This window comes from Lutibaculum baratangense AMV1, assembly GCF_000496075.1.
Classification (GTDB): domain Bacteria; phylum Pseudomonadota; class Alphaproteobacteria; order Rhizobiales; family Tepidamorphaceae; genus Lutibaculum; species Lutibaculum baratangense.
Genome location: NZ_AWXZ01000026.1, coordinates 58,318 through 71,121, shown reverse-complemented (window position 1 = coordinate 71,121; position 12,804 = coordinate 58,318). Strand labels below are relative to the sequence as shown.

Annotated in this window: 11 protein-coding genes and 3 tRNA genes; all 14 read right to left on the bottom strand. The window is 66.5% G+C overall.

Translation table 11 applies throughout. The features are described 5' to 3' along the window. Nucleotides 1-7 precede the first annotated feature (7 nt). Nucleotides 8-1,039: an NADH-quinone oxidoreductase subunit NuoH gene (nuoH, locus tag N177_RS09700; RefSeq protein WP_023432133.1), complete on the bottom strand. Its 1,032-nt coding sequence runs from the start codon at nt 1,037-1,039 to the stop codon at nt 8-10. Further along, nucleotides 1,032-3,122: an NADH-quinone oxidoreductase subunit NuoG gene (gene nuoG, locus N177_RS09695; RefSeq protein WP_023432132.1), complete on the bottom strand. Its 2,091-nt coding sequence runs from the start codon at nt 3,120-3,122 to the stop codon at nt 1,032-1,034. Before nuoG ends, nuoH begins: the two co-directional genes overlap by 8 nt. A 43-nt stretch (nt 3,123-3,165) precedes the next feature. Then, on the bottom strand, nt 3,166-4,470 hold the full coding sequence (gene nuoF / locus N177_RS09690; protein WP_040485526.1) for an NADH-quinone oxidoreductase subunit NuoF: 1,305 nt from the start codon (nt 4,468-4,470) through the stop codon (nt 3,166-3,168). 2 nt (nt 4,471-4,472) lie between these two features. Further along, nucleotides 4,473-5,600 carry an NADH-quinone oxidoreductase subunit NuoE gene (gene nuoE, locus N177_RS09685; RefSeq protein WP_023432130.1) on the bottom strand — a complete coding sequence of 376 codons (1,128 nt, stop codon included), beginning with the start codon at nt 5,598-5,600 and terminating at the stop codon, nt 4,473-4,475. Beyond that, nucleotides 5,600-6,790 carry an NADH-quinone oxidoreductase subunit D gene (locus N177_RS09680; protein WP_023432129.1) on the bottom strand — a complete coding sequence of 397 codons (1,191 nt, stop codon included), beginning with the start codon at nt 6,788-6,790 and terminating at the stop codon, nt 5,600-5,602. Before N177_RS09680 ends, nuoE begins: the two co-directional genes overlap by 1 nt. Before the next feature lie 88 nt (nt 6,791-6,878). Then, complete coding sequence (locus tag N177_RS09675) at nt 6,879-7,478, bottom strand: NADH-quinone oxidoreductase subunit C (RefSeq protein WP_023432128.1); 600 nt, start codon at nt 7,476-7,478, stop codon at nt 6,879-6,881. Nucleotides 7,479-7,495: 17 nt separating this feature from the next. Beyond that, nucleotides 7,496-8,071, bottom strand: coding sequence for a NuoB/complex I 20 kDa subunit family protein (locus N177_RS09670; RefSeq protein WP_023432127.1), 576 nt, complete (start codon nt 8,069-8,071; stop codon nt 7,496-7,498). Continuing rightward, nucleotides 8,062-8,427 carry an NADH-quinone oxidoreductase subunit A gene (locus N177_RS09665; protein ID WP_040485539.1) on the bottom strand — a complete coding sequence of 122 codons (366 nt, stop codon included), beginning with the start codon at nt 8,425-8,427 and terminating at the stop codon, nt 8,062-8,064. The genes N177_RS09670 and N177_RS09665 overlap by 10 nt, the downstream gene beginning before the upstream one ends. Before the next feature lie 311 nt (nt 8,428-8,738). After that, nucleotides 8,739-9,254 carry a 2'-5' RNA ligase family protein gene (locus N177_RS09660; RefSeq protein ID WP_023432125.1) on the bottom strand — a complete coding sequence of 172 codons (516 nt, stop codon included), beginning with the start codon at nt 9,252-9,254 and terminating at the stop codon, nt 8,739-8,741. Between the two features lie 110 nt (nt 9,255-9,364). Beyond that, nucleotides 9,365-9,441: transfer RNA gene (locus N177_RS09655), tRNA-Asp, on the bottom strand. A 117-nt stretch (nt 9,442-9,558) separates the two neighbouring features. Further along, nucleotides 9,559-9,635: transfer RNA gene (locus N177_RS09650), tRNA-Asp, on the bottom strand. An 81-nt stretch (nt 9,636-9,716) separates the two neighbouring features. Further along, nucleotides 9,717-9,792, bottom strand: a tRNA-Val gene (locus tag N177_RS09645). Between the two features lie 138 nt (nt 9,793-9,930). Then, the gene (locus N177_RS09640; RefSeq protein ID WP_023432124.1) at nt 9,931-10,203 is read right to left on the bottom strand and encodes an HU family DNA-binding protein; all 273 of its coding nucleotides are present in this window, start codon (nt 10,201-10,203) and stop codon (nt 9,931-9,933) included. A gap of 126 nt (nt 10,204-10,329) precedes the next feature. Then, on the bottom strand, nt 10,330-12,753 hold the full coding sequence (gene lon, locus N177_RS09635) for an endopeptidase La (RefSeq protein ID WP_040485525.1): 2,424 nt from the start codon (nt 12,751-12,753) through the stop codon (nt 10,330-10,332). Nucleotides 12,754-12,804 lie beyond the last annotated feature (51 nt).

The following is a 12,804-nucleotide window of genomic DNA, read 5'->3' as shown; positions in this document are numbered from 1 at the left end:
TCGGACCTCACACCGCTCCCGGCGCCCAGCCGGTGACCTGAAGCACGAAGGCGACGATCACGACCATGGCGAGGGAGATCGGGAGAAACACCTTCCAGCCGAGACGCATCAGCTGGTCGTAGCGGTAACGGGGCACGATGGACTTCACCATCGCGAACATGAAGAAGACGAGGCACACCTTCAGGACGAACCAGACGATGCCGGGAATCCACGTGAAGGGCGCGAAGTCGAAGATCGGCAGCCAGCCCCCGAAGAAGAGGATGACCGTCAGCGCGCACATCAGCGTGATCGAGACGTACTCGCCGAGCATGAAGAGCAGGTAGGGGGTGGAGGAATACTCCACCATGAAGCCCGCTACGAGCTCCGATTCGGCCTCCGGCAGGTCGAAGGGCGGCCGGTTCGTCTCGGCGAGCGCCGACACGAAGAAGATGATGAGCATCGGGAAGAGCGGCAGCCAGTACCAGCCGAGGAAGCCCCAGTCGCTGCGCTGCGACTCCACGATCGCCGTCAGGTTGAGCGATCCCACGCACATCAGAACCGTGACGATCACGAAGCCGATCGACACCTCGTACGACACCATCTGCGCGGCCGATCGCAGCGCGCCGAGGAAGGGATACTTCGAGTTCGAAGCCCACCCCCCCATGATGACGCCGTACACGCCGAGCGAGGAGATCGCGAAGATGTAGAGGATGCCGACATTGATGTCGGCGATGACCCAGCCTGCGCTCACCGGCACCACGGCCCAGGCCGACAGGGCGAGGACGCAGGTGATGAGCGGGGCGAGAAGGAACACGCCCTTGTTCGAGCCCGCCGGGATCACGGGCTCCTTCAGAACGAACTTCAGAAGGTCCGCGAAGGACTGCAGAAGCCCGAAGGGACCCACGACGTTCGGTCCGCGCCGCAGCTGCACCGCCGCCCAGACCTTGCGATCGGCGAGCAGCAGATAGGCGATGACGACCAGGAGCGAGACCAGGAGCAGAAGGCTCTGGCCGATCATGATCAGGAGCGGCAGAAGGAAGTCAGAAGCGAAATCACCCATGGGTGCCCGTCGCCTCCCCTCGACGGCGTCGCGCGGCGAGCTCACTCAGCTCGGCCATGACGGCCGAGGCACGCGCGATCGGATTGCTGAAGTAGAAGTCGCGGATCGGGCTCGCGAACGGGGCCTTGTCGCACTCCCCGCCCACGGCCGCAAGGCGGCCGAGGAAATCCGTCTCCGCCGGCGCGACCGTATCGAGTTCGGCGAGATGCGGGTGCGCCTTGTACATGGCCGCGCGAAGCTGCGTCAGAGAGTCGTACGGCAGCTGCTGCCCGAGCACGGCGGAAAGCGCCCTCAGGATCGCCCAGTCCTCGCGCGCGTCGCCCGGCGGGAAGACGGCGCGCTGGGCGATCTGGGCCCGGCCCTCCGTGTTCACGTAGGTGGCCGTCTTCTCGGTGTAGGTGGCTCCCGGCAGGATCACGTCCGCCCTGTGGGCGCCCCTGTCGCCGTGCGTGCCCTGGTAGATCACGAAAGGCCCGGCCGGCACGTCGATCTCGTCGGCCCCGAGCAGGAACATGACGTCGAGGCCGCCCGAGAGCATGTCCGAGACGTTCCTGCCGCCCTCGCCCGGCACGAGCCCGAGGTCGAGACCCGCGACCCGCGACGCCGCGGTGTGAAGGACGTTGAAGCCGTTCCAGCCCTCGGCGATCGCGCCGCAGCCCTGGGCGATCTTCGCCGCCATCGACAGGATGGCCGCGCCGTCGGCACGCCCCAGGGCGCCCTGCCCGACGATGATCATCGGGCGCTCGGCCTTCTGCAGGATTTCGGCGAAGCCTTGCGACCCGCCGACCACCTCTCCCAGAGTGTCGGGGCCGGCGCCGAGATAGTCATAGTCGTAGGTCAGGTCCGGCCGCTCGCCGAACACCATGCCCACACGGAGCGGGCTCGCGAGCCACCGCTTGCGGATCCGCGCGTTCAGCACGGGAGCCTCGATGCGGGGGTTCGCGCCCACGAGCAGGATCGCGTCGGCCTGGTCGATGCCGGCGATCGCGGAATTGAAGATGTAGCCGCCACGGCCATGCACGGGGTCGAGAAGCGCCCCGTCCTGGCGGCAGTCGATCGATGCGACGCCGAGGCGCGACATCAGGTCCTTCAGCGCGAACATCTCCTCCGCGCCCGCGAGGTCGCCGGCCATGGCACCGATGCGCTCCGGCGCCGTCGCCGCGACCTTCTCGGCGATCGCGGCGAAGGCTTCCTGCCAGGACGCCGGCCGCAGCTTGCCGTCGCGACGCACGTAGGGACGGTCGAGCCGCTGGGTGCGGATGCCATCCCAGACGAAGCGCGTCTTGTCGGAGATCCACTCCTCGTTCACGTCCTCGTGGACACGCGGCAGGATGCGCATGACTTCGGTGGACCGGGAGTCGACGCGGATGTTCGACCCCAGCGCGTCCATGACGTCGATCGACTCGGTCTTGTTCAACTCCCACGGCCGCGCCTGGTAGGCGTAGGGCCTCGAGGTCAGCGCGCCGACCGGGCACAGGTCGATCACGTTGCCCTGCAGCTCGGAGCTCATCGCGTTCTCGAGGTAGGTCGTGATCTCCATGTCCTCGCCGCGCCCGATCGCGCCGAGCTCCGGCACGCCCGCCACCTCCGCGCAGAAGCGGATGCAGCGCGTGCAGTGGATGCAGCGCGTCATGATCGTCTTCACGAGCGGGCCGACATACTTGTCCTCGACCGCCCGCTTGTTCTCGTGGAAGCGGCTCGAATCGACGCCGTAGGCCATCGCCTGGTCCTGCAGGTCGCACTCGCCGCCCTGGTCGCAGATCGGGCAGTCGAGCGGGTGATTGATGAGCAGGAACTCCATCACCCCTTCGCGCGCCTTCTTAGTGCCGGGCGAGCGCGTCAGCACGACCGGAGGCTCGCCGTTCGGGCCGGGCCTGAGGTCGCGCACTGCCATCGCGCACGAGGCGACCGGCTTCGGCGCGCCCTGAACCTCGACGAGGCACATGCGGCAGTTGCCGGCGACCGACAGGCGCTCGTGGAAGCAGAATCGCGGGATCTCGGCGCCCGCGAGTTCGCAGGCCTGCAGGACGGTCAGCTCGGGTGCGACCTCGACCTCCGTCCCGTCAACGATCAGCTTGGCCATTGTTCCTCGTTCCGTCTCGCTTCGCCGGCGCCCGTCCCGCCGCTCACTCCGCCGCGACCGCCGCGACGGGGGCCTGCGTCGACCGCGCCGTGTAGTCGTCGATCCGCCGCTCGATCTCGTAGCGGAAGTTCTTGATCAGGCCCTGCACCGGCCATGCGGCCGCGTCGCCGAGCGCACAGATCGTGTGACCCTCGACCTGCTTCGTCACGTCGAACAGCATGTCGATCTCGCGCTTCTCGGCCTGGCCGCGCGCCATGCGCTCGAGCACGCGCCACATCCAGCCCGTGCCCTCGCGGCACGGCGTGCACTGGCCACAGCTCTCGTGCTTGTAGAAGTAGGAGATGCGCGCGATGGCGCGGACGATGTCGGTCGACTTGTCCATCACGATGACGGCCGCCGTGCCGAGGCCGGTCTTCAGGTCGCGCAGCGTGTCGAAGTCCATCGTCAAGTCGTCGCAGGCCGAGGCCGGCAGGCATGGCACCGAGGAGCCGCCCGGAATGACGGCCAGGAGATTGTCCCAGCCGCCGCGCACGCCGCCGCAGTGGCGGTCGATGAGCTCGCGCAGCGGCACGCCCATCTCCTCCTCCACGTTGCACGGCCGGTTCACGTGGCCCGACACGCAGAAGAGCTTCGTGCCGGTGTTGTTCTTCTTGCCGAGGCCGGCGAACCAGTCGGCGCCGCGGCGCAGGATCTCCGGCACGACCGCGATCGACTCCACGTTGTTCACGGTCGTCGGGCAGCCATAGAGGCCGGTGTTGGCGGGGAATGGCGGCTTCAGCCGCGGCATGCCCTTCTTGCCCTCGAGGCTTTCCAGGAGCGCCGTCTCCTCGCCGCAGATATACGCGCCTGCGCCGTGATGAACGTAAAGATCGAAATCCCAGCCGAACTTGTTGTTCTTGCCGAGGAATCCGGCGTCATAGGCCTCGTCGATCGCGGCCTGCAGCGCCTCGCGCTCGCGGATGAACTCGCCGCGCACGTAGATGTAGCAGGCATGCGCCCGCATCGCGAACGACGCGATCAGGCAGCCCTCGATCAGCTGATGCGGCTCGTGCCGCATGATGTCGCGGTCCTTGCAGGTGCCGGGCTCGGACTCGTCGGCGTTCACGACGAGGTAATGCGGGCGCACGCCCACCTCCTTCGGCATGAACGACCACTTGAGCCCGGTCGGGAACCCCGCCCCGCCGCGTCCGCGAAGGCCAGAGGCCTTCACCTGCTCGATCACCCAGTCCTGGCCCTGGGCCAGGATATCCTTCGTCGTCGAGTAGGAGCCGCGGCGCATCGCGCCCTTCAGCCCCGAATCGAACCGGCCATAGATGTTGGTGAAGATGCGGTCCTTGTCGGAGAGCATGGTCACTCACCCTTCCCTTCGGCGTCGGCCGACTGCAGCGCCTGCGCCTGATGGACCCACTCCTCTCGCCCGATCCGGCCGCGCAGCTTCAGATTGTTGTCGAGCCATGCGACGTTCTCGTCGGACCAGCCTGCGATCTGGTCGAAGTGGTAGATCCCGTTCTCGTTGAGCGTCTTCTCGATCTTGGCGCCGATCCCGGAGATGCGCTTCAGATCGTCGGGCTTGCCGTTGCGAGGCGAATCGAGCGCGGCGGGCTTCGCCTCTCCCTCGGCGACGTCCTCCGGCTGGGCAACGGCATGCTCGTGCGTGGCCTTGGCCGAAGCCTCCGGAGCCTCGGCAGTGGCCGGCTCCTGCTTCGGCTCGCCCGTGGGCTGTGCCCTCGTGGCAGCCTCCTCCGGCAGCCCCGTCGGATCCGGATGCCCCGCCACCTCGGCGCTCGCTTCCTCCGACGTCGGCTCCACGTGATGGCCGTTGCCCGTCTCGACACCTTCGGCCGCCTCGCGCTCGCTCGAGCTGCCCTGGTCGAGGCGCGGATCCGTCAGCGACGTGAAGCCCCCCTCCGGTGCGGAGTACAGGCGGTCGATCTGCGGCCCCGGCTTCGGCTTTCCGCCGCGCTCGAAGGTGTCGAGGAGCGCGTTGAAGCTGTCCTCGGTCAGATCCTCGTAGGTGTCCGAGAACACCTGCACCATCGGCGCGTTGACGCAGGCGCCGAGGCACTCGACCTCTTCCCAGGAGAAGGCGCCGTCTGCGGAGAGCTCGTGCTGGTGCGGCGCGATGCGCTTCTTGCAGGCGTCGATCAGGTCCCCCGCGCCGCGGAGCATGCAGGGCGTCGTGCCGCAGACCTGCACGTGCGCCTTCTTGCCCACCGGGGCGAGCTGGAACATCGTGTAGAAGGTCGCGACTTCGAGGACGCGGATATACGGCATCTCCAGCATGTCGGCGATGTAGCGCATCGCCGGCTCGGGCAGCCAGCCCTCATGCTGCTCCTGTGCACGCCACAGGAGCGGGATGACGGCCGACGCCTGACGTCCCGGCGGGTACTTGGTGATCTGCCTCTTCGCCCACTCGAGGTTCTCGGGGCTGAAGGCGAAGCTCTCAGGCTGCTGTTGCGCGAGGCGGCGGACTGCCATCAGCGATCGACCTCTCCGAACACGATATCGAGCGAACCAAGGACAGCCGACACGTCGGCGAGCATGTGCCCCTTGCACATGAAGTCCATGGCCTGAAGATGCGCAAAACCGGGCGCCCTGATCTTGCAGCGATAGGGCCGGTTCGAGCCGTCGGAGATCAGATAGACGCCGAACTCGCCCTTCGGCGCCTCGACGGCCGCATAAACCTCGCCCTCCGGCACGTGGTAGCCCTCGGTGTAGAGCTTGAAGTGATGGATGAGCGCCTCCATCGAGCGCTTCATCTCGCCCCGCTTCGGCGGCACCACCTTGTTGTCCACGGCCGACACCGGCCCCTGCCCGTCCTTGGAGCGGAGGCGCTCGAGGCACTGCTTCATGATGCGGACGGACTGCCGCATCTCCTCCATCCGGATGAGGTAGCGGTCGTAGGTATCGCCGTGCTTCCCGACGGGAATGTCGAACTCGAGTTCCTCGTAGCACTCATAGGGCTGCGATTTGCGCAGATCCCACGGGACGCCCGAGCCGCGTATCATGACTCCCGAAAAGCCCCACGCCCACGCGTCCTCGGCCGAGACGTAGCCGATATCGGCGTTGCGCTGCTTGAAAATCCGGTTGTCGGTGAGGAGCGCGTCGATGTCGTCGAGCGTGCCGAGGAAGGGGTCGCAGAAGGCCCAGATGTCGTCGATCAGCTTCGGCGGCAGGTCCTGGTGCACGCCGCCGGGGCGGAAATAGGCCGCATGCATGCGCGAGCCCGAGGCGTGCTCGTAGAACACCATCAGCTTCTCGCGCTCCTCGAAGCCCCACAGCGGCGGCGTCAGGGCGCCGACATCCATCGCCTGGGTCGTCACGTTGAGGAGATGCGACAGGAGGCGGCCGATCTCGGAGTAGAGCACCCGGATGAGCTGCCCGCGCCTCGGGACGGTGATGCCGAGGAGCTTCTCGACCGCCAGCGCGTAGGCGTGCTCCTGGTTCATCGGCGCGACGTAGTCGAGCCGGTCGAAATACGGCACGGCCTGCAGGTAGGTCTTGTACTCGATCAGCTTCTCGGTGCCGCGGTGCAGGAGACCGATATGCGGGTCGACGCGCTCGACCACCTCGCCGTCGAGCTCCAGGACGAGGCGCAACACGCCGTGCGCCGCCGGGTGCTGCGGCCCGAAATTGATCGCGAAGTTCCGAATTTCCGTCTCGGCCATGGGGCGACGACCAACAACCTGTGCTTTGCGTGTCACGCCGCAGAATGCGGCGCGGCTGTTCGAACCTTGGGGTGGGCCGGGTGGAGCCTTACCCCGCCTTCTCGTCACCGGGCAAGACGTAGTCGGTGCCTTCCCAGGGCGAGAGGAAGTCGAAGGTCCTGAATTCCTGGGTCAGCCGCACCGGCTCGTAGACGACGCGCTTGCGCTCCTCGTCGTAGCGCACCTCGACATAGCCGGTCAGCGGGAAGTCCTTGCGCATCGGGTGACCCTCGAAGCCGTAATCCGTGAGGATACGCCTGAGGTCCGGGTGCCCCGAGAACAGGATCCCGTAGAGATCGTAGGCCTCGCGCTCGAACCAGTTCGCGGCCGGCCAGATCGAGCAGATGCTCGCCACCGGCGTGTCCTCGTCGGTGCGGACCTTGACGCGGATGCGCTGGTTCTGGCGCGGGCTCAGCAGGTGGTAGACGACGTCGAAGCGCCGCTCCCGCTCCGGCCAGTCGACACCGCACAGGTCGATGAACGACACGAACTGGCAGCGCTGGTCGTCGTGCAGGAAGCGCATCACCGAGAGGATCTCGGTGGCGCTCACCTCCAGGGTGAGCTCGCCTCGCACGACGCTCCAGCTCAGCACGTCCTCGTCGAAGGACTGGCCGAGATACTCGCCGAGCTCCGTCAGGGTCTCCTCCATCTCCTCTCCCCTCGGGCTCAGCGTTCGATCGTGCCGGTTCTGCGGATCTTGCGCTGCAGAAGCAGCACGCCGTAGAGCAGCGCCTCCGCGGTGGGCGGGCAGCCCGGCACGTAGATGTCGACGGGAATCACGCGATCGCAGCCACGCACCACCGAGTAGGAATAGTGGTAGTAGCCGCCGCCATTCGCGCAGCTGCCCATCGAGATGACGTAGCGCGGCTCCGGCATCTGGTCGTAGATCTTCCGGATGGCCGGCGCCATCTTGTTCGTCAGCGTGCCCGCCACGATGATCACGTCGGACTGCCGCGGGCTCGCACGGGGCGCGAAGCCGAAGCGCTCGACGTCGTAGCGCGGCATCGACATCTGCATCATCTCGACCGCGCAGCAGGCGAGGCCGAACGTCATCCACATGAGCGAGCCGTTGCGCGCCCAGGTGATCAGGTCGTCGGCGGCCGTGACGATGAAGCCCTTGTCGGAGAGCTCGCTCTGCACCTCGGCGAAATACGGGTCGTCGACGGCCGGATAGCCCTTCGGAAGGCTCTCCGTGCCCGGCTGGACGATGCCGGTCTGTTCGTTGGGGCGAATCAATCCCATTCCAGCGCTCCCTTGCGCCACTCGTAGACGAAGCCGACCGTCAGCACGGCCAGGAAGATCATCATCGACCAGAAGCCGAACCAGCCGAGGGTTCCGAAGGTCACGGCCCACGGAAACAGGAAGGCGACCTCGAGGTCGAATATGATGAAGAGGATCGCGACGAGGTAGAACCGAACGTCGAACTTCATCCGCGCGTCGTCGAAGGCTGCAAAGCCGCACTCGTAGGCCGACACCTTCTCCGGATCCGGATTCTGGTAGGCCAGCACGAAGGGAGACACCATCAGCGCGATGCCGATGAAGGCAGACACGCCGATGAAGACGGCGACGGGAATGTAGTCGGCGAGAAGCTCGGGCATGTGTTCCATCGCGTTGAAGGTCGGGGCCGACACTGAGCGCGGGCTTGTGCTGGCTCGTACTATCTCAGCGCCAAACCGAGGGCAAGCAGTGCAACGGGACCGCGGCAGCGACATCGCGACGCCAGCATCCCGGTGAAGAACCCGCGAACCTTCGTAGTTTCAGATACTTATGCACCCCAATCCCGCCCTTCAATGGCATACCAGATGCAACACGGCAATTTCCGGGAGCTATCGAACGGACGGGATTGGCAAGTGCGCCGGCCGCCGGATCAGCTCCGCCGCACGGGGTGGACGGACCGGTCGCTCGGCGGTCAGGACAGGTGCCGAGACCCGATCTGCCTCACCGGTGGCCACTCCAGGGCATCCGCCACGTCGAAGGTCATCGCGAAAGGCTTGATCGGTTCCCCCGCGAGTGCCTCGGCCTTCGTGCGATGCTCCGGCGCGACGGAGGAGGCGATGGTGCAGTGCGGACGCCAGAGGCCGGGGCGATAGTGGGGATCGCTGAGATCCTCTCCGAGGAACGCATGCAACCGTCCGTGGAGATCGACCAGGCCCGGCTCGTTGCGCGGCTCGAGCCAGAGCACCAGAGGCTCGACCCGAAACAGCCCGATACGGTGGAACGTCAGCGTGATCGGAGGCACGCCCTTGAACACCTCGAGTCCTTCGACCAGCGTTTCGGGGGCCAGATCCTCGTAGCGCGCCATCGTCAGATGGGGCGCGTAGTTCAGTGCGCGAATCGACGGTGCGTCCTCTAGCGGCGACACGCCGTCCACCAGGCTCCAGAAGCGTGGTGCGGGCCCTGCGGCGCGGATCGTGATGCCAAACATGTAGACCCTCGACGCCCGGATCGCGCTCGGCGCCAAAGGGGACAGGCCGAGCCCTTCCGCAACAGACCGGTCTATCCACGGCGGCGGAATTGATGTCGCATCATAGGAAATGGCGGGAGTGACGGGACTCGAACCCGCGGCCTCTGGCGTGACAGGCCAGCGCTCTAACCGACTGAGCTACACCCCCGCAAAGGGCCGGCGCCGAAAGCGCCGCAACGTCTGGTCCCTGCCATCCAAGCCGACAGCGTGTCAGCTGCCCGACTGGATGGATCGGGCCGCGTTCGACGCTGGCTTCTCATGGAAGTGGCGGGAGTGACGGGACTCGAACCCGCGGCCTCTGGCGTGACAGGCCAGCGCTCTAACCGACTGAGCTACACCCCCGCAAGGGAACGGAGCGGCTGGCCGCCCCGTGTCAGGCCCGCCCCAATTAGGGGGTCGTCATCGGCCTGTCAACTGAGAAAGTGGTGGGCGGTGAGAGGATCGAACTCCCGACATCCACGGTGTAAACGTGGCGCTCTACCAGCTGAGCTAACCGCCCCACATGCCCCAGGAGGCACTACCGCTAGCGTGCCCGCCTGGCAAGCGCGGCGGCCAGCCTCACCGGCGATCGTCCCGCGAGGGGCTGGGAGGCCTGCACGCCGCGATAGCCGCTGCAGGCCCTGTCCCGCGGATCTGCTTACTTGACGACGTCGCGCAGGGCCTTGCCCGCACGGAACTTCGGGAGCTTCGTCGCCGGAATGTCGATCACTTCGCCCGTCTTCGGGTTGCGCCCCTTGGAGGCGCCACGCTCGGCGACCGCGAAGGTGCCGAATCCGGCCAGCTTGACCTCGTCACCCTTCTGAAGCGCCGAGGAGATCGAGTTGAACACAGCATCGACCGCCGTCGTGGCCTGCGCCTTCGGCAGATTGGCCTCGGTGGACACCTGAGCGATGAGATCCGTTTTGTTCACCAGTCTATTCCTTTCTTTGCCGCATGCCTCTGGGTGGGCTCCGGAATGTAACGCTTAGCGGCTGCCGCCGAAAAAGAAAACACCCGCCGACCTAGGCCGACGGGCGTTTTTCTTGGCTTCGCGTGTTCAGTGGGCCACGACCCCGGACTGCTGCTCCTCGTCGCCGACCACGCTGGCGCGGACCGGCTCCTCGGGTTCCTTCCACTCGATCGGCTCTGGCATCCGAACGAGCGCGCGACCGAGCACGTCCTCCATCCGCGCCACCGGCACGATCTCAAGACCGGCCTTCAGGTTGTCCGGCACATCCGCCAGATCCTTCGCGTTCTCCTCGGGAATCAGCACCGTCTTGATGCCGCCCCTGAGCGCCGCGAGGAGCTTTTCCTTCAGGCCGCCGATCGGCAGCACGCGGCCGCGCAAGGTGATCTCGCCCGTCATCGCCACGTCCTTGCGGACCGGGATCCCGGTGAGCGTCGAGACGATCGCCGTCACCATCGCGATACCCGCGGATGGCCCGTCCTTCGGAGTCGCCCCTTCGGGAACGTGCACGTGAATGTCGCGCCGGTCGAAGAGCGGGGGCTCGATGCCGAAGTCGATGGAGCGGGAGCGTACGTAAGCCGCAGCCGCCGTGATCGATTCCTTCATCACGTCCCTGAGGTTGCCGGTCACGGACATCTTGCCCTTGCCCGGCATCATCACGCCTTCGATCGTCAGGAGCTCGCCGCCGAACTCGGTCCAGGCGAGGCCCGTCACGACGCCGACCTGGTCCTCCCGCTCCGCCTCGCCGTGGCGATAGCGCGGCACGCCGAGGAAGTCCTCGAGGTTCTCCGCGGTGACCTCGATCCGGTCGAGCTTCTTCATGATGAGCTCCTTGACGCACTTGCGCGCGACAGTGGCGAGCTCACGCTCGAGATTGCGGACGCCCGCCTCGCGGGTGTAGCGCCGAATCACGTTCAGAAGCGCCTCGTCGTCGATCGAGAACTCCCCTTCCCTCAGCCCGTGCTCGCGCACGGCCTTCGGCAGGAGATGGCGCCGGGCGATCTCGACTTTCTCGTCCTCGGTGTAGCCCGCGATCCGGATGATCTCCATCCGGTCCATGAGCGGCCCGGGGATGTTCAGCGTGTTCGCGGTCGTGACGAACATCACGTTCGAGAGGTCGTACTCCACCTCGAGATAGTGGTCGGCGAAGTTCGCGTTCTGCTCGGGATCGAGAACCTCGAGCAGCGCCGAGGACGGATCGCCCCGGAAGTCGGAGCCCATCTTGTCGATCTCGTCGAGCAGGAAGAGCGGATTCGTGTGCTTCGCCTTCCGCATCGACTGGATGACCTTGCCGGGCATCGAGCCGATATAGGTGCGGCGATGCCCGCGGATCTCCGCCTCGTCGCGCACGCCGCCGAGGGACACGCGGACGAACTCGCGGCCGGTGGCCTTCGCGATCGACTTGCCGAGCGAGGTCTTGCCGACGCCGGGAGGGCCGACGAGGCAGAGGATCGGCCCCTTGAGCTTGTTCGCCCGGCTCTGCACGGCGAGGTACTCGACGATCCGGTCCTTGACCTTCTCGAGCCCGTAATGGTCGATGTCGAGCACCTCCTGCGCGAGCGCGAGGTCCTTCTTGACCTTCGACTTCTTGCCCCACGGGATCGAGAGCAGCCAGTCGAGGTAGTTGCGAACGACCGTGGCCTCGGCCGACATCGGGCTCATCTGCTTGAGCTTCTTCAGCTCGGCATTCGCCTTGTCGCGGGCGTCCTTCGAGAGCTTGGTCTTCTTGATCTTCTCCTCGATCTCCGCGACCTCGTCGCGGCCGTCGTCGGAGTCGCCGAGCTCCTTCTGGATCGCCTTCATCTGCTCGTTCAGGTAGTACTCGCGCTGCGTCTTCTCCATCTGACGCTTGACGCGGCTCCTGATGCGCTTCTCGACCTGGAGAACGCTGATCTCGCTCTCCATCAGCCCCAGCACCTGCTCGAGCCGCGAGGCGACCGCGGTCGTCTCGAGGATCGCCTGCTTCTCGGGGATCTTGACGGCGAGATGCGAGGCGACGGTGTCGGCGAGCTTCGAGTAGTCCTCGATCTGGCTCACCGCTCCCAGCACCTCGGGAGAGACCTTCTTGTTCAGCTTGACGTAGTTGTCGAACTCGCTGACGACGGAGCGCGCGAGCGCCTCGACCTCGACGACTTCGCCGACATCGTCCGGCATCACCTCGGCGGATGCCTGCAGGTATTCCGTTTCACCGGTGTACTCGCCGATCGTCGCGCGGCCCTGGCCCTCGACCAGCACCTTGACCGTGCCGTCGGGCAGCTTGAGCAGCTGCAGGACGGAGGCGAGCGTCCCGACGCCGTAGATGGCGTCGGGCGACGGCTCGTCGTCGCCGGCGTTCTTCTGCGTCGCGAGCAGGATCGAGGTCTCGCTCCTCATCACCTCCTCGAGCGCACGAATCGACTTCTCGCGGCCGACGAAGAGCGGGACGATCATGTGGGGGAAGACCACGATGTCGCGCAGCGGGAGAACCGGATACACGCCATCCTGGGGCGCGGTGCGCGCGTTTTCGTCGGTCATAGCGCCATCCTTTCCAAATGCGGGCCGGCACGTCCGGGCGCGCGTGGCGCT